Below are 16519 nucleotides of genomic sequence, written 5' to 3'. Positions count from 1 at the left end.
ATGGCCGGGCCGCGGAACATCAGCGTCAGCGAGGCAAGCCGCCCCGTGCTGCCACGGCACGCCAAGCTGAAATATGACGAGACGCGAAAAGTCTGGGTGATCCTGGCGCCGGAACGGGTGCTGGCGCCCGACGAGATCGCGGTCGAGGTGCTGCAGCTCTGCGACGGCCAGCGCAATGTCGGCGACGTCGCCGATCAATTGGCCACGAAATACGCCGCGCCCCGCGAGGCGATCCTGGCCGATGTCATCGCCATGCTGCAGGACCTCGCGGACAAGGGCTTTCTCACCGAGATCAGGGAGAAGACGTCATGAGCGACGTGACCATCCCACCCAGCGACAGCCTCGCGGTGCTGGAGAAGCAGCGCTCGACGGCGGAGACCTTCGGCATTCCGCTCGCGGTGCTGCTCGAGATCACCCATCGCTGCCCGCTGCAATGCCCCTATTGCTCCAACCCGGTCGAGCTCGACCGCTCGGCCAAGGAGCTGACCACGGACGAGTGGAAGAAGGTGCTGAGCGAGCTCGCCGAGATCGGCGTGCTCCAGGTGCATTTCTCCGGCGGCGAGCCGACCGCGCGCAAGGACCTCGTCGAGCTGGTGAAGCACGCCAGCGACGCCGGGCTCTACACCAACCTGATCACCTCGGCCGTGCTGCTGACGCGCGAGAAGCTCGGCGATCTCGCCGATGCCGGGCTCTGCCATGTGCAGATCTCTTTCCAGGGCATCGAGGAAGGCCTCGCCGATCGCGTCGCCGGCTACAAAGGCGGACATCGCAAGAAGCTCGAAGTCGCGAAATGGACGCGCGAGCTCGATCTGCCGCTCACCGTGAACGCGGTGATGCATCGGCAGAACCTGCATCAGCTCCCCGACATCATCCAGATGGCGCTCGATCTCGATGCCGACCGACTCGAGGTCGCCAATGTCCAATATTACGGCTGGGCGCTGAAGAACCGCGCCGCGCTGATGCCGACCGTGGCTCAGCTCGACGAATGCACCCGCCTTGTCGAGGAGGCGCGCGAGCGGCTGAGGGGCCGGCTGACGATCGATTACGTCGTCCCTGATTATTACGCGCTGCGGCCGAAGAAATGCATGGGCGGCTGGGGCCGGCAGTTCTTCAACATCTCGCCCGCCGGCAAGGTGCTGCCCTGCCACGCCGCCGAGAGCATCACCGGGCTCGGCTTCGAATCCGTGCGCTCCAACCATTCGATCGCCTGGATCTGGCAGAACTCCGAGGCCTTCAACCGCTATCGCGGCACCGGCTGGATGAAAGAGCCGTGCAAGTCCTGCGAGTTCCGCGAGATCGATTTCGGCGGCTGCCGCTGCCAGGCCTTCGCGCTGACGGGCGATGCGGCCAATACCGATCCGGCCTGCGCGCTGTCGCCGCTGCACGAGACCATCTTCAAGCAGGCCGAGCGCGAGGCCGAGGGCGAGACCAACCGCTTCCTCTATCGCAATTTCGCCGGCGGCACTCTGGAATCCGAGAATGATGCCTGACGCCGACGCGGCCAGCGCGGTCAAACGCGCCGATCCCTTTGCGCCGCTGACCTCCGAGATGCTCGATGTCGGCGACGGCCACGAGCTCCATGTCGAGAGCGTCGGCCGCGCTGACGGAATCCCTGCGGTCTATCTGCATGGCGGGCCGGGCAGCGGCTGCCAGCCCGACCATCGCCGGCTGTTCGACCCTGATCGTTTCTGCGCCGTATTGTTCGACCAGCGCGGCTGCGGCCGCAGCAGGCCCAAGGGATCGCGCGCGCACAACACCACGGCGCATCTGGTCGCGGACATGGAGAAGATCCGCGAGAAATTCGGCATCACACGCTGGATGGTGGTCGGCGGCTCCTGGGGCGCGACGCTGGCGCTGGCCTACGCCGAGGCGCATCCGGAGCGCGTCTCCGGCATTGCGCTGCGCGCCACGTTCCTCGGCACGCGGGCCGAGGTCGAGACGGCCTTCACCTCGCGCCTGTCCCAGTTCTATCCCGCGCTCTACGAGGATTTCCTGAGCGTGCTGACGCCGGAAGAGCGCGAGCAACCGGTGGGCGCCTATTGGCGCCGTATCCTCGATGCCGATCCTGCCGTGCACGGTCCCGCGGCGCGGGCCTGGCACGACGTTGAACGCACCCTGTCCGAGCACAAGCCGGCACGGACCCGGCTGGACCTCGCCGCGCTGAACGTCTGGCGCACACTGCCGGCGACGCCTTTCATGGAGGCGCATTATTTCGTCAACGACAGCTTCATGAGCGAAGACCAGCTGTTGCGAAACGCGCATCGGCTCGCCGGCATTCCCGGCATCATCGTACAGGGCCGCTACGACCTGTTATGTCCGCCCGGGACATCCCAGGCGCTCGCGAAAGTTTGGCCGGGTTCCGAGATTCGCGTCGTGGAAGAGGCCGGACATTCGCTCTATGATGGCGGCGTGAGGGATGCCGTCATGAAGTCGATTGCGGACCTCGCGTCGAAGGCCGCGCGCTAGCGCCCATCACAGGACAACACGAAAATGCCGCTCGCCGCGAAAGGCATACTGCTGACGTCGATGAACATCGACGCAGCCGACGAGGCCGATTTCAACCGCTGGTACGATCGCGAGCATCTGGAAGAGCGCGTCGCGATCGAGGGGTTCCTCGAAGCGCGGCGCTATGTCGCGCATGCCGCCAATCCCAAATATCTCAGCCTGTATTCGACCGCGACGCTCGACGTGCTCGACAGCCCCGCCTACCGGGCGCGGCTCGCGAATCCGACCGACTGGTCGCGGCAGACCATGGCACGCTTCAAGGACATGCTCCGCGTCGTCGCACGCATCACGATCAGCAACGGCACCGGGCGCGGGGCCGCGCTCGGCCTGGTGCGTCTGCGGCCGACGCCCGACAATGCCGCATCCTGGCGTGATGCACTGCAAGACAGACTGATGCCGGAGACACGCGACGGCATCATCTCCATGCATCTGCTCGAGAGCGAGCCGGAACTGTCGGGTGCAACGGCAGGAATTCCGGCGACAGCCAACGAAGGCGCGCGCGACTGGTTCGTGCTGATCGACGGCACGCATATCGGCGCAGTCTCGGCCGTGATCGCCGAGCGCTTCACGGGACCTGCCGCATCGCCCTTGCCGCCTCCCGTCTCCGTCGGCACCTATTGCCTGATGTGGGATATTGCGAAGAGCGACATCGCGCAGAACTGATCTCACGATGACGATGTGGAGGCAGGCGTGCGCCTCTCTTCTGTCATTCCGGGGCGGTGCGCAGCGACGAGCCCGGAATCCATTTGTCCGCTGACTCGCGGTCCGATGGATTCCGGGCTCGCGCCGATCGGCGCACCCCCGAATGACGGAGAGTGATGCTGCAGCGCACGCGCAGCGCATGCCGCCGTTAATGCTGTGCACGCGTAGCTCCCATGAAAGCCGTGCCGCGCGCAAATTTGCCGTTGTACTTCGGAACGGTTCTAATAAGCTAACCCAATGACGTCATTCAGAAACCGGATCGAGACGCGTTAAGCGTCCGCCACGCTCAAACAAAAAAGGCCGCGGGGTCTTTGAGCCTGCGCGGACAGGGTAGGAATGAAACCGACCGATATCGCGGCCCCCGACTACTTTCACAAAGTGGTCGATTGCCAATGGGCCTGTCCTGCACACACCCCGGTTCCCGAATACATCCGATTGATCGCACAGGGCCGCTACAGCGACGCCTATATGATCAATTGGAAGTCGAACGTGTTTCCCGGCATCCTGGGACGCACCTGCGATCGTCCATGCGAGCCCGCGTGTCGCCGCGGACGCGTCGAGGAAACCCCTGTCGCGATCTGCCGCCTCAAGCGCGTCGCCGCCGACTTCAAGGACGACATCAGGCAGCGCCTGCCGCGGCCCGCGCCGAAGAACGGCAAGCGTATCGCGCTGGTCGGCGGCGGCCCCGCCTCGCTGACGGTGGCGCGCGATCTCGCGCCGCTCGGCTATCACTGCACCGTGTTCGACGGCGATCCCGAGGCCGGCGGCATGATGCGCACGCAGATTCCGAAATTCCGCCTGCCCAACTCCGTGATCGACGAGGAGACCGGCTACATCCTGGGTCTCGGTGTCGAGTTCAAGGGCGGTCACCGCATCGACAGCATGAAATCGCTGCTGGCGGAGAAATACGACGCGATCTTCGTCGGCTCCGGCGCGCCGCGCGGCCGCGAGCTCGACATTCCCGGCCGGAAGGAAGCCGCCGGCAACATCCATATCGGCATCGAATGGCTGGCCAACGTGTCGTTCGGCCATGTCGACAAGGTCGGCAAGCGCGTGATCGTGCTCGGCGGCGGCAACACCGCGATGGATTGCTGCCGAACCGCGCGCCGCCTCGGCGGCGAGAAAGTCACGGTGATCGTGCGCTCCGGCTTCGAGGAGATGAAGGCCTCGCCGTGGGAGAAGGAGGACGCGATCCACGAGGATATTCCGATCCTCAACTACATGGTGCCGGTGGCATTCAAGCAGGTCGCCGGCAAGCTCATCGGCGTCACCTTCCAGCACGTCAAAGCCGAATATGACGCCAAAGGCCGCCGTAACCTCGTGCCTTCGGGCGACCCCGATCAGACCATTCCCTGCGACGACGTGCTGGTCGCGGTCGGCCAGGAGAACGCCTTCCCCTGGATCGAGCAGGATTGCGGCATCGAGTTCGACAAATGGCACATGCCGAAGGTCGATGCGAAGACATTCGTCTCGACCAACCCTAAAGTGTTCTTCGGCGGCGACGCCGCGTTCGGGCCGAAGAACATCATCTGGGCGGTCGCGCACGGCCATGACGCCGCGCTGTCGATCCACAAGATGCTGTCGGGTGAGGATATCAGCGAGCGGCCGCTGCCGGAGGTGCATGTCTCCTCGCAGAAGATGGGCATCCACGAATGGAGCTATGACAACGACATCTCCGTCGACAAGCGCTACAAGGTGCCGCATCGCGACAAGGTCGTCGCGCTCAAGGACATCCGCGCCGAGGTCGAGCTCGGCTACGACGTCAAGCTTGCGCTCGGCGAGGCGCATCGCTGTCTGAACTGCGACGTACAGACCGTGTTCTCGACCTCGCTCTGCATCGAATGCGATGCCTGCGTCGACATCTGCCCGATGGATTGCATCACCTTCACTGATAACGGCGAGGAAAGCGACCTGCGCCAGCGCCTGAGGGCGCCTTCACTCCATCCGGACCAGGATCTCTACGTCTCCGGCGACCTCAAGACCGGACGGGTGATGGTCAAGGACGAGGACGTCTGCCTGCATTGCGGGCTGTGCGCCGAGCGTTGTCCCACCGGCGCCTGGGACATGCAGAAATATTTGATCGATATGACCCACGCAGGTTCGACATGTCCGACAAAAAGCCGATCAGCAGCGTAAACGACTTCGTCGTCCGCTTCGCCAACGTCAACGGCTCGGGCTCGGCCAGCGCCAACGAGATGTTCGCCCGCGCGATCCTGCGCCACGGCGTGCCGGTGTCGCCGCGCAACATCTTCCCCTCCAACATCCAGGGCCTGCCGACCTGGTACGAGGTGCGGGTGACGGAAGCCGGCCATCTCGGCGCCCGCGGCGGCGTCGACATGATGGTGGCGATGAACCCGCAGACCTGGGACAAGGATGTCGCCGGCATCGAGCCCGGCGGCTATCTGTTCTACGATTCCACCAAGCCGATGCCGTCGACCAAATTCCGCGACGACATCACCGTGATCGGCGTTCCGCTCACCGCGATCACCAACTCGACCTACACCGATCCGCGCCAGCGCCAGCTGTTCAAGAACATCATCTATCTCGGCAGCCTCAGTGCGCTGCTCGACATGGACCCAAAGCTGATCGAGCAGCTGATCGGCGAGCAGTACAAGGGCAAGGAGAAGCTGCTCTCCTCCAACGTCCACGCGCTGCATCTCGGACGCGACTGGGCGCTGCAGAACCTGAAATGCCCGATCGGGCTCAGGGTGAAGAAATCCGACAAGGTCGGCGACCGTATCTTCATCGAAGGCAACAGCGCCGCCGCGCTCGGCGCGGTCTATGGCGGCGCCACGGTGTGTGCGTGGTACCCGATCACGCCGTCCTCATCGGTGGCGGAGGCTTTCACCGCCCACTGCAAGAAGTACCGGCACGATCCGGAGACGGGCAAGGCGAAGTACGCGATCGTGCAGGGCGAGGACGAGCTGGCCTCGATCGGCATCGTCATCGGCGCATCTTGGAACGGCGCCCGCGCCTTCACCGCGACCTCCGGTCCCGGCATCTCGCTGATGACGGAATTCATCGGCCTCTCCTATTTCGCCGAGATCCCGGCCGTGATCATGAACATCCAGCGCGCCGGCCCCTCCACGGGCATGCCGACCCGCACCCAGCAATGCGACATCATCGCCTGCGCCTATGCTTCGCATGGCGACACCAAGCATGTGCTGCTGTTCCCGGAAGATCCCGCCGAGGCGTTCGAGTTCGCGGCGGCCGCCTTCGACCTCGCCGAACGGCTTCAGACCACGATCTTCCTGATGCTCGATCTCGACATCGGCATGAACCACCGGCTCTGCCGCCCACTGAAATGGGACGACGCCCGGCAATACGACCGCGGCAAGATCATGACCGCAGAGATGCTGGAGGAGGGCCGCGACTTCGGCCGCTATCTCGACGTCGACGGCGACGGCATTCCCTACCGCACCTATCCCGGCACCCATCCGACCAAGGGCTCCTACTTCACCCGCGGCACCTCGCGTGATCGCTATGCGCGCTACTCCGAGGAAGGCACGGTCTATGCCGACAACATGCAGCGCCTCGTCCGCAAGTTCGAGACTGCGCAGGATCTGGTGCCGCGGCCGCTGCAGGCCAATGCGGAGCGTCCGACCAAGTATGGCGTGATCTATTTCGGCTCGACCTCGCCGGCGATGGACGAGGCGATCGGGTTGCTCGAGGCGCGCGGGCATCAGCTCGACCGCCTGCGCATCCGCGCCTTCCCGTTCCATTCGAGCGTCGCGAGCTTCCTCGCCGAGCACGATTTCGTCTATGTGGTCGAGCAGAACCGCGACAGCCAGCTCCGCCAGCTCATCGTCAACGAGAACGGCATCGATCCCGTCCGCCTCGTGCCGATCGTGCATTACGACGGCACGCCGATCACCGCCCGGTTCATCGCCAAGGCCATTGGCGACCACCAGGATCACCTCAAGGTGACCCCGCTCCGCAAGGCCGTGTCATGACACGCGATTCATTCTCTCCGCCGTCTTGCCCGCGCTTGTCGCGGGCATCCACGCCTTTCTTCTCTCCGGCCAGGACGTGGATGGCCGGGACAAGCCCGGCCATGACGAGGCTGGGACTACGGGTGCTCGTATGACCTACATCGCAAAGCCGAAATTCCATCATCCGGGCCTCAAGAAGAACGAGCTCGGCTACACCCATCGCGACTACGAGGGCAAGATCTCGACGCTTTGCGCGGGCTGCGGCCACGATTCGATCACGGCCTCGATCATCGAGGCCTGCTACGAACTCTCGATCGAGCCACACCTGGTGGCAAAGATCTCCGGCATCGGCTGCTCGTCGAAGACGCCGGACTATTTCCTCGGCAATTCGCACGGCTTCAACTCCGTGCACGGCCGCATGCCCAGCGTGCTGACCGGCGCCAACCTCGCCAACCGCGACCTGATCTATCTCGGCGTCTCCGGCGACGGCGATTCCGCCTCGATCGGTTTCGGCCAGTTCGCGCATTCGATCCGCCGCGGCGTCAACATGACCTATATCGTCGAGAACAACGGCGTCTACGGCCTGACCAAGGGCCAGTTCTCGGCGACCGCCGACCGCGGCTCGAAGAGCAAGAAGGGCGTCACCAATACCGACAACCCGATCGACCTCGTCGCGATCGCCCTGCAGTTAGGGGCCACCTTCGTCGCGCGCTCGTTCTCGGGCGACAAGACCCAGCTGGTGCCGCTGATCGCCGCCGCGATCGGCCACAAGGGCGCCTCCTTCATCGACGTCATCAGCCCCTGCATCGCCTTCAACAACCACGCCGGCTCGACCAAGAGCTTCGACTATGTCCGGGAGCACAACGACGCGGTGAACCGGCTCGACGTGCTGGTCGGCCGCGATCCGATCGCCGTCGATTACGCGCCGGGCACGGTGCAGGTAGTCGAGCAGCACGACGGCAGCAGGATTGCGCTGCGCAAGATCGATGCCGACTACGATCCGCATGACCGCCTGGGCGCGATGACCTTCCTGCAGAAGCACGCCGCCAAGGGCCAGATCGTCACCGGCCTGCTCTATGTCGATCCCGACGCGGAGGACATGCACGAGCATCTCAATACGGTCGAGACGCCGCTCAACAGCCTGGAGGCGGACTCGCTGTGCCCGGGCTCGGCGGTGCTGGACAAGTTCAACGCCAGCCTGCGGTGATCATCGGCGCCGGACCGAAACGGGCTGCCTGACTCGCACGGTGATCTTCTCGGACACGACGGGCGGTTCGAACGGATAGTGCTTCGCATCGCCGAGCACCAGCTGCAGCGTGTGCGTGCCGGGCGGAAGCTCGAGAAACGTCTCGGTCTGCCCTGCTCCGAAATGCAGATGGGACTTGTCCTGCGGGATCGGCTCCTTGGGATCGATGGGAGTGTTGACGTCGACCAGCAAATGATGATGACCGGCGTTCTGGTAGTCGTCGCCGGCATGCGTCACGCCCATGTTGCGCAGGCCGAACCGGACCCAGAACCCGCCACGGACTTTCTGCCCGTCCTGCGGCGTGATGAAATAAAGCTTCGCGTCCTTGGGGGCGGTCTTGCCCTGCGAGTAAGCCGTGCCCGGCAGCAATGCGAGCGCCGCCGCCAGCGCCGCGCAGCAAATGATCTTCATCAAACCTACTCCAGCTCAAAAAGCGCGATGCGATCAGGAGGAATCGTCATCGCGTTTGGGTTATTGTTTGAGCATGATCCTTTCGGAAGAGCGCCGCACGCTTTTCCGGATCATGCGTCAGGGACTGAGCGCGACCCGGAATCCATGCGTGGGGTAACGGACATTGGTATCGTAGCCATCGCGATTGGACGGCCGCACGTATCTCGAATCGTTCTTCCAGGAGCCCGAGCGCAGGACGTGCGACGAGCAATCGCCGCTCGTCCATGCCGAACCGTCGACCGGCGCACCCTGATAGTTCTTGTGCCAGCAGTCCTCGACCCACTGGTCGATGCCGCCGCCCATGTCATGGAGCCCGAATGGATTGGGTTTGAAGCTGCCGACCTTCGCCGGCTGCTCGGCGGCGAGGTCGCCGCAGTCCTTGCATCCGGCCATGCCCGGCTGGAGCTTGTCGCCCCACCAATACTTGGTTTGCGTTCCGCCGCGAGCCGCGTATTCCCATTCGGCCTCGCTCGGGAGCCGATACGGCTTCTTCGTCGCCTGCGACAGAAAGGCGGCATATTGCTGCGCGTCAGTCCAGCTCACGTTGCTGACCGGCGCATCGTCCTTGCCGGTCGCGGTGAAACCACACGCGCCCGCAGCCGCGCATTCGTTCCACTCCCGCACCGTCACCGGATATTTTCCGATCGAGAACGGCTTGACCGTGACCTGGTGGACGGGACGCTCGGTCGGATCATCATTGCTTCCCATCGCGAAACTGCCGCCGCGAATGGCGATCATTTCGGGCTCGCGCACAGGCGTCGCGGACGCGCTTGGCGCCGGCGCGGGCGATGAAGGCGCCGAAGCCAATGAGGGAGACGGTTGCGGCGCCTGCGGCGCCGCTTCGCGCGGCGGAGCTTGCGGAGCGGGGGACGGCGCCGGAGAAGCGGCGGGCGTTGCGACCTGCTCGCCCACCCTGCCCTGAGGCTGTGCCAGCAAATACCAGAGTGCGCCGGCGGCAATGACGAGCAGCGTGATGCCCAGGAGAAAGATCAGCGTGTTCTCGCGCCGGCTTCTCGTCTTGCCGACGGCATCGGCATCCGGCAGCACCCGATAGACGCGCACGGGATCGGTGATGTTCTTGACCTTGCGGTCGCCGAGCGACTCATAGCCGCACACGACCTTGTGCTTGATCTGTTCGTAGATCGCGCCGGAGATGTAGACCTGCCCCGGCTCGGCGATGCCCTCGATACGCGTGGCGATGTTGACGCCGTCACCATAGATGTCGTCCGGCTCCACGATGACATCGCCGAGATTGACGCCAATCCGATATTCGAGCCGGGAATGCTTGGGAAGCGAGGCGTTGCGGCCGATGAGATTCTGCTGGATGACGATGCTGCATCGGACGGCCTCCACGGGACTGTCGAAGATGGCGATGAAGCCGTCGCCGGTCGTCTTCACCAGGCTTCCATGGTGTTCGATGATGCTGGGCTGGATGAGATCCCGCTCGATCCGCTTGACGCGAACATGCGTGCCTTCCTCGTCGGCCTGCATCAACCGACTGTAGGAAGCGATGTCACCAACGATGATCGCGGCGAGTCGACGAGGCACTCCGCTGTGTGGCGGCGGCTCATCCTGATTTCCGGATCTGAAGTTGCGAATTTCGCCCATGCGGGGAGGACTCCAGAAACTTGCGAGGCTGCCCCAGCTTACGACTGCCAAAGGCGGCCGTCTGTGAAGGCTATCACATTGACGAACCGAGACAATGTCGCAGCGATCGCCGGCGTCGGGTTCCGTCGAACCAAAGCGCTGCGCGCATTGAACCTTCTTGATCGCAGCAATGACTAAAGCCCGGCCCAGAGCCTGCTGGCCCGTGTCCCCTACCCGCGGCTCACACGCGCGACGTGCGAACGTTGAACGCGGTGCAGCTGCCGGGCGTCTAACGGACAGCAGTTCTGTTGTGCTGCGGTAAGGTCGTCACATGAAGCTCTTTCTCATTGCTGCCCTGGCTTTCGCTACCCTGACCGACGTCGCCCATGCCGATGAGGCCGACAAGATCCGGGAGACCACAAAGGCCGAAGCCGACGCCTTCAATGCGCGGCTCCATGCGGGGACGCCCGGCACCAAATCCTATGCCTGCTTCGTCCGCCGCTACGATGCCGAGCATCTGGCGCGGCACTCCAAGCAGAAGGTGGCTTCCATGAAGCTGCTGATCTCGGCGGAGACCGACAAGGAGGACAAGCAGCTGCACAATTCCTTCCGCCTGGGTTTTCGCTATCGCCATCGCTCCGGCGATTTCGACTCCAGCGGCTCATGCGGCAGCCACGCGGTGCTTCTCAGCCAGGGGGACGAGGTCCGCCTGGGCTGCGGCGTCGACTGCGAAGGCGGCGGGATCGAAGTGGCGCTGTCCAAGGACAACAAGTCCGCGATCGTCCGCCTCGAGCGGATCAGGGTCTGGCAGAACAACAAGCCGGACGACGACGCCGAGCAATCGCTGGTCGCCGGCGCCGACGACAAGATTTTCCGTCTCGACCGCACCGACAACAGCGAGTGCGCCTCGCTCGTGACCGACCGCAAGGAACTCGCCGCACTGCGCCACAAGTGATATCTGTCGCGCGAACTCGGTCGAGCCGAAGGAGATCGCCATGAACCGACGGAACATCTTGTGGAGCGCCGTCTCGGCCCTGGGCGCGGCGCTCGGCACCTCCAGCGCGAAAGCTGCGACGGAAGCCGGCACGGGCAACAAGCTGAAGGTCGTCTATCATCTCAACGAGGCCGAGAAGGTCAATTTCGTGCTCGGCAACATCCAGAACCACATCGATGGCGTCGGCGGTCCCGAGCACGTGACCCTCGCGCTGGTGATCCACGGGCCGGCGCTGAAAGCGTTTCACGCGGCGCAGGCCAATCCCGATGTCAGCAAGCGCGTAGGCGCGTTCTCCAGGGACGGCATCGAGCTCGCCGCCTGCGGCAACACCATGAAGGCGCAGAACGTGACGCTCAAGGATCTGCTGCCTGGCTTCGTCAGCGCGGAGAACGGCGGCGTCGTCCGCCTCGCCGAATTGCAGTCGCAGGGATATCTGTATCTGCGGCCTTGAAGCTGCGGACCGCCCACCACGTGGTCATCGCCGCGGAGCAATCCAAAATCTTTCGCGGAGGTTCGCGCTTGACTTATCCATAACTCTGTAGTTATGAGTTTATCCATAACTCCATAGTTATGGATTGCCTATGCCTGCCGCCCACGACCTCCTGTTCCGGACGCTCGCCGACCCGACCCGGCGGGCGATCTTCGAGCGGCTGTGCCGCGAGGGGGAGCAGACGGTCGGGGCACTGACGGCGCAATCCGGCGTGTCGCAGCCGGCCGTGTCGAAACATCTCGGCGCCCTGAAGCAGGCCGGCCTGGTGCGCGACCGCCACGAGGGACGCCAGACCCATTACAGCGCGCGGCCCGGCGCGCTCAATCCGCTGATCGACTGGACCGGCCAGATGGCTTCCTTCTGGCAGAACCGGCTCGACGCGCTCGACGATCTCCTCAAGAGGATGGACCAATGATCGAAACCGCGACCGAGAAGCGTTCAGTCGTCATCGAGCGTGAATTTGCCTATCCGGCTGAACGGATCTGGCGCGCGCTGACGCAGCCGCATCTGATCGAGGAATGGCTGATGAAGAACGACTTCAAGCCGACCGTCGGTCATCGCTTCAACCTGCGCGGCGAATGGGGCGGCGTGCTGGACTGCGAGGTGCTCACCATCGAGCCGCAGAAGACGCTCGCCTACACCTGGAATTTCTCCCACGAGGACGCCGCGTTCGACCTCAAGAGCGTCGTGACCTTCACGCTGACGCCGACGAACTCCGGCACGCATTTGCGCGTCGAGCAGGCGGGCTTCAGCCCCACGCAGAAGCAGGCTTTCGGCGGCGCGCATGCGGGCTGGAAGCAGTTCTTGGCCAGGCTGGACGACGTGCTGGCGCGGGCAGGCTAGCTCCGCTTGCGCCAGTTCCAATCAGTTGCAAGGGAGGCCCCAATGAGCACGCATATGTGGATTCGGCAGATTCATCGCTGGCTGTCGATGGCCTTCACGCTCGCGGTCATCGCCAACATCGTGGCGATGATCATGCAGGTCCAGGCCGTGTGGATCGGCTTCCTCGCGCTGGTGCCGCTGATCCCGCTGCTCGCGACCGGGCTCTATCTGTTCGCGCTGCCCTATGTCCGCCGCGGCACCCGCGTGAACGAGGCGTGATGATGAAGACGGCGAAGAAGACCGGCGCAAAGGACGCGAATGCGGCTTCGCCTTCCAAGATGATCGACGGCCGGATCAAGGAGCTCGGCGACTGGCGCGGCGCGATGCTGGGGCGAATCCGCGGCCTGATCAGGGAGACCGACCCTGATGTGGTTGAAGAGTGGAAATGGCGCGGCGTTCCCGTGTGGGAGCACGACGGCATCATCTGCACCGGCGAGACCTACAAGGAAGTGGTGAAGCTGACCTTTGCCAAGGGCGCTGCGCTGAAGGATCCGGCCGGGCTGTTCAATTCCAGCCTTGATGGCAACGTGCGGCGCGCGATCGATATTCGCGAAGGCGTAGAGATCAACGAGAAGGCGTTCAAGGCGCTGATCCGCGCGGCGGTGGCGCTGAATGCGTCAAAGGCGAAGAAGAAGCCGGCGAAACGATCGGCTTAGAACTTCGTGTAGCCACGAACGCCTTCCTTCTCCCCTTGTGGGAGAAGGTGGCGCGCTTTGGAGCGCAATTGCGCTCCTGAGCGCGCCGGATGAGCGGTCTCTCTCGACACGGGAAAGTGTGGAGAGACACCCCTCACCCCAGTGAGTTTGCGTCTGCCAGCGGCGCTGCCCTCTCCCACAGGGGGCGAGGGCACATCAACGCACATCTCGCGGTATTGCTTCGCCCAATCGGCCGCCTCAGGCCACCGCCGCGGGAATCGGACGCGGGCTGACGACGTATTCGCGCAGGACCTTGTCGTTGGCATCGACCTCGATCAGCGCGACGTCGTAGGTCCAGAGATCGGCGAGGTGCTGGAGCACGCGCTTGGCGTCGGTCTCGTTGAGCTGGGAGCCCTTGATGACGTGGTGATGCAGGATCAGCCGGCGGTCGCCGGCGAGGTCGACGTCGACCACCTCGATATTGGCGTCGATGAAGCCGACATCGTGCTGCCGCGCCAACTCGCGGCGGACGCGGCGGAAACCGCGCTCGTCGTGGATGGCATCGACGCGGATGCCGGCGCGCTCCTCGGGATCGTCGTGCAGGTGGAACATGCGGAAGTGCCGCATCAATTTGGGGCTCAGGAACTGGCCGATGAAGCTCTCGTCGCGGTAGTTGGCCCAGACGTCGCGCAGCACGCCCATGACGTCGTTCTTGCCGGCGATGTCGGGGAACCACTCGCGGTCCTCGTCTTCCGGCCTGGTGACGATGCGCTCGATGTCCTGCATCACGGCAAAACCGAGCGCGTAAGGGTTGAATCCCGAGAAGCGCGGGTCGTCGAACTCGGGCTGGAACACCACGTTGGTGTGCGATCCGAGGAATTCGAGGAAGTTGCCGTCGGTGATGCGGCCCTGCTCGTGCAGCTTGGTCATGATGCGGTAGTGGACGTAGGTCGCCGTCCCCTCGTTCATCACCTTGGTCTGGCTCTGCGGATAGAAATATTGGGCGATGTGGCGGACGATGCGCAAGAGCTCGCGCTGCCAGGGCGCCAGCCGCGGCGCGCTCTTCTCCAGGAAATAGAGCAGATTCTCCTGCGGCAGGCCGAGCAGCTTGCGGCGGCGCTCGATGCTGAGCGCGGACCGGCTCTTTGCGACGCCCTTGGGCACCGTGCGCCAGAGATCGTTGAAGACCTCCTCCTCATGCTGGCGGCGGCGCCCTGCCCGCTTCTCCTCGGCGCGCAGATCGAGCTTCTTCTTGCCGGGATAGCGGTCGATGCCGTGCGACATCAGCGCATGCGCGGCATCGAGCGTGCGCTCGACCTCGATGCGGCCGTAGCGGTCCTCGCACTGCATGACGTAGTTCTTGGCGAAGTCGAGATAATCCAGAATGCCGTCGGCGTCGGTCCACTGCTTGAACAGATAGTTGTTCTTGAAGAAATGGTTGTGGCCGAAAGCCGCGTGCGCGATCACCAGCGTCTGCATCGTCGCCGTGTTCTCCTCCATCAGATAGGAGATGCAGGGCGAGGAGTTGATCACGATCTCATAGGCGAGCCCCATCAGGCCCTTGCGATAGGACGCCTCATGGAAAGCGAAGTGCTTGCCGAACGACCAGTGCTTGTAGAACAAGGGCATGCCGACCGAGGAATAGGCGTCCAGCATCTGCTCGGCCGTGATGACCTCGATCTGGTTCGGATAGACGTCGAGCCCGAGATCCTTCAACGCCACCTCCTCGCAGGCATCGGTGATGCGCTGCAAGGTGTGGAAATCCCAATCGGCGCCTTCGAACAATCGTTCCGTCATGGAGCGGTCTTCTCCTGGGCAGTTTCGCGGCGCTGGAACAAGTCGTGGAACACCGGAAAGATCTCGCTGCGCTCCGAGACTTTGCGCATCGAGAGCGGTGCGCCGCTGTTGCGCAGGCGCTCGTAGAGGGTCCAAAGCGAGGAGTCGGAGAGATCGAAGGCGCTGCCGCCTGCTTCCCCGACCTCGAGATAGGCGAAGAACTGGCAGACCGGCAGGATTTTCTCGGTCAGCAGGAGCCCCGTGAGCTCGCCGTCGGAATAGGAATTGTCGCCGTCGGAGGCTTGCGCGGCGTAGATGTTCCAGTCCGACGGGTTGAAGCGCTCGCGCACGATTTCATGCATCGCCTGGAGCGCGCTGGAGACCAGCGTGCCGCCCGAGGCCGGGCCGTAGAAGAAGGTCTGCTCGTCCACCTCCTCGGCGCGGTCGGTGTGGCGGATGAAGACGATCTCGACATGCTTGTAGCGGCGCTTCAGGAACACGTAGAGCAGCATGTAGAAGCGCTTTGCGAGATCCTTCATGTGCTCGGACATCGAGCCGGAGACGTCCATCAGGCAGAACATCACGGCCTGCGCGACGGGCTTCGGCACCGTCTCGAAGCGCCGGTAGCGGATGTCGAGCGGATCGATGAAGGGGATGCGCTTGGACTTCGCCTTCAGCCTCTCGAGTTCAGCGACCAGCTCCGTGCGCTCGTCCTCGTCCGTGCATGCGGCGATGGCGGCTTCCAGCTCCTCGATCTCGTCCTTGCGGGGACGCTTGAGCGCGATGCGGCGCGCAAGCGCGAGCTTCACCGTCCGGCTCACCGAGATGTTGGCGGGCGAGCCCGACATGGTGTAGCCGGCGCGCTGGATGCCCTCGCTCTCGGTCTGCGCGATCTTGCGCTTGGCGAGATCCGGAAGCTCGAGGTCGTCGAGGAAGAGATCGACGAACTCGTCGCGGGAAAGCACGAAGCGGAAGGCGTCCTCGCTGTCGCCTTCGCCGGGGCCGGAATCCTTGGCGCTGCCCTGGCCGGAGCGCTGCAGATAGTCGCCTTCGACGAACTTCTTGTTGCCGGGCAGGACCATGTCCCGCGTTCCGCCTTCACGGCGGAAGCGCGGCTCGTGCATGCCGTCGAGGGGAATCGTGACTTCACCACCCTCCAGGACGTCCTTGATGTCGCGTTCCTGCGAGGTCTTCTTGACGGCGCCCTGCACCAGGGACTTGGCCCGACGCAAGAACCGCTGACGGTTCTCAAGACTCTTGCCGCCTGGATTCAGGCGCCTGTCAATAATGTGGATGGGCACTTTTCCATTCGCCTCCCAG

General features: G+C 64.1%; 17 protein-coding genes. 13 read left to right on the top strand and 4 right to left on the bottom strand.

Annotated features, from left to right (window positions below; genetic code table 11):
* From pqqD to EDE08_RS15165, 7 genes are all read left to right on the top strand, one after another.
* The gene (gene pqqD / locus EDE08_RS15200) at nt 1-312 is read left to right on the top strand and encodes a pyrroloquinoline quinone biosynthesis peptide chaperone PqqD (RefSeq protein ID WP_131869622.1); all 312 of its coding nucleotides are present in this window, start codon (nt 1-3) and stop codon (nt 310-312) included.
* A complete protein-coding gene (pqqE, locus tag EDE08_RS15195; protein WP_131869621.1) occupies nt 309-1490 on the top strand; it encodes a pyrroloquinoline quinone biosynthesis protein PqqE in 1182 nt (393 codons plus the stop codon). Before pqqD ends, pqqE begins: the two co-directional genes overlap by 4 nt.
* Entirely contained in the window at nt 1480-2466 is a 987-nt protein-coding gene (gene pip, locus EDE08_RS15190) for a prolyl aminopeptidase (RefSeq protein WP_131869620.1), read from the top strand. The genes pqqE and pip overlap by 11 nt, the downstream gene beginning before the upstream one ends.
* Nucleotides 2467-2490: 24 nt before the next feature.
* Nucleotides 2491-3168 carry a DUF4286 family protein gene (locus EDE08_RS15185; protein ID WP_131869619.1) on the top strand — a complete coding sequence of 226 codons (678 nt, stop codon included), beginning with the start codon at nt 2491-2493 and terminating at the stop codon, nt 3166-3168.
* Nucleotides 3169-3543: 375 nt separating this feature from the next.
* Nucleotides 3544-5343, top strand: a complete 1800-nt coding sequence (locus EDE08_RS15180) for an FAD-dependent oxidoreductase (protein WP_131869618.1) — start codon at nt 3544-3546, stop codon at nt 5341-5343.
* Nucleotides 5313-7160 (top strand): 2-oxoacid:acceptor oxidoreductase subunit alpha, encoded by a 1848-nt coding sequence (locus tag EDE08_RS15175; RefSeq protein ID WP_165935946.1) that lies wholly within the window; start codon nt 5313-5315, stop codon nt 7158-7160. Before EDE08_RS15180 ends, EDE08_RS15175 begins: the two co-directional genes overlap by 31 nt.
* 130 nt (nt 7161-7290) lie before the next feature.
* Nucleotides 7291-8346, top strand: coding sequence for a 2-oxoacid:ferredoxin oxidoreductase subunit beta (locus EDE08_RS15165; RefSeq protein WP_131869616.1), 1056 nt, complete (start codon nt 7291-7293; stop codon nt 8344-8346).
* On the opposite strand, the gene EDE08_RS15160 is transcribed toward EDE08_RS15165, so the two are convergent.
* Both EDE08_RS15160 and EDE08_RS15155 read right to left on the bottom strand, forming a co-directional pair.
* Nucleotides 8347-8796: a DUF4399 domain-containing protein gene (locus EDE08_RS15160; RefSeq protein ID WP_131869615.1), complete on the bottom strand. Its 450-nt coding sequence runs from the start codon at nt 8794-8796 to the stop codon at nt 8347-8349. It lies immediately after the preceding gene.
* 117 nt (nt 8797-8913) lie between these two features.
* Nucleotides 8914-10443, bottom strand: coding sequence for an SUMF1/EgtB/PvdO family nonheme iron enzyme (locus EDE08_RS15155; protein WP_131869614.1), 1530 nt, complete (start codon nt 10441-10443; stop codon nt 8914-8916).
* Nucleotides 10444-10753: 310 nt separating this feature from the next.
* Here EDE08_RS15155 and EDE08_RS15150 point away from each other — a divergent pair, with 310 nt between their 5' ends.
* From EDE08_RS15150 to EDE08_RS15125, 6 genes are all read left to right on the top strand, one after another.
* Nucleotides 10754-11377: a hypothetical protein gene (locus tag EDE08_RS15150; RefSeq protein WP_131869613.1), complete on the top strand. Its 624-nt coding sequence runs from the start codon at nt 10754-10756 to the stop codon at nt 11375-11377.
* A gap of 40 nt (nt 11378-11417) precedes the next feature.
* Nucleotides 11418-11867 (top strand): DsrE family protein, encoded by a 450-nt coding sequence (locus EDE08_RS15145; RefSeq protein WP_131869612.1) that lies wholly within the window; start codon nt 11418-11420, stop codon nt 11865-11867.
* A 130-nt stretch (nt 11868-11997) separates the two neighbouring features.
* Nucleotides 11998-12321 carry an ArsR/SmtB family transcription factor gene (locus EDE08_RS15140; protein ID WP_131869611.1) on the top strand — a complete coding sequence of 108 codons (324 nt, stop codon included), beginning with the start codon at nt 11998-12000 and terminating at the stop codon, nt 12319-12321.
* Complete coding sequence (locus EDE08_RS15135; protein ID WP_131869610.1) at nt 12318-12749, top strand: SRPBCC family protein; 432 nt, start codon at nt 12318-12320, stop codon at nt 12747-12749. The genes EDE08_RS15140 and EDE08_RS15135 overlap by 4 nt, the downstream gene beginning before the upstream one ends.
* Nucleotides 12750-12791: 42 nt before the next feature.
* Nucleotides 12792-13007, top strand: coding sequence for a hypothetical protein (locus EDE08_RS15130; RefSeq protein WP_165935947.1), 216 nt, complete (start codon nt 12792-12794; stop codon nt 13005-13007).
* Between the two features lie 2 nt (nt 13008-13009).
* A complete protein-coding gene (locus EDE08_RS15125) occupies nt 13010-13444 on the top strand; it encodes a DUF1801 domain-containing protein (RefSeq protein ID WP_502700611.1) in 435 nt (144 codons plus the stop codon).
* Between the two features lie 237 nt (nt 13445-13681).
* Here EDE08_RS15125 and EDE08_RS15115 read toward each other — a convergent pair whose 3' ends face one another.
* Nucleotides 13682-15220, bottom strand: coding sequence for a SpoVR family protein (locus tag EDE08_RS15115; protein ID WP_131869607.1), 1539 nt, complete (start codon nt 15218-15220; stop codon nt 13682-13684).
* On the bottom strand, nt 15217-16494 hold the full coding sequence (locus tag EDE08_RS15110) for a YeaH/YhbH family protein (RefSeq protein ID WP_207913020.1): 1278 nt from the start codon (nt 16492-16494) through the stop codon (nt 15217-15219). The genes EDE08_RS15115 and EDE08_RS15110 overlap by 4 nt, the downstream gene beginning before the upstream one ends.
* Nucleotides 16495-16519: the final 25 nt, after the last annotated feature.

The organism is Bradyrhizobium sp. R2.2-H, from assembly GCF_004346455.1.
In the GTDB taxonomy this organism is placed as follows: domain Bacteria; phylum Pseudomonadota; class Alphaproteobacteria; order Rhizobiales; family Xanthobacteraceae; genus Bradyrhizobium; species Bradyrhizobium diversitatis.
Note: the sequence above shows the minus strand (reverse complement) of the source record. Positions and strands in the feature narration are given on the sequence as shown.